Origin of the sequence: Bacillus benzoevorans, from assembly GCF_014207535.1 — a bacterium.
Lineage (GTDB): Bacteria > Bacillota > Bacilli > Bacillales > Cytobacillaceae > Bacillus_BD > Bacillus_BD benzoevorans.
The window spans coordinates 62,885-63,334 of sequence record NZ_JACHGK010000018.1; positions in this window are offsets into that span (position 1 = coordinate 62,885).

Sequence of the window (450 nt, forward strand, 5' to 3'; positions counted from 1 at the left end):
GATAGAGCCCGTCAGCGGGGGAAAAAGCATCGGACGGTCACTATGAGAGGCTGATAGAGCCCGTCAGCGGGGGAAAAAGCATCGGACGGTCACTATGGGGGGCTGATAGAGCCCGTCAGCGGGAGAAAAAGCAACGGACGGTCACTATGAAGGGCTGATAGAGCCCGTCAGCGGGAGAAAAAGCAACGGACGGTCACTATAAAGGGCTGATAGAGCCCGTCGGCGGGAGAAAAAGCATCGGACGGTCACTATGGGGGGCTGATAGAGCCCGTCAGCGGGGGAAAAAGCAGAGGACGGTCACTATGAGGGGCTGATAGAGCCCGACAGCGGGGGAAAAAGCAGCGGACGGTCACTATGAGGGGCTGATAGAGCCCGACAGCGGGAGAAAAAGCAGCTGACGGTCACTATAAAGGGCTGATAGAGCCCGTCGGCGGGAGAAAAAGCAGCGGA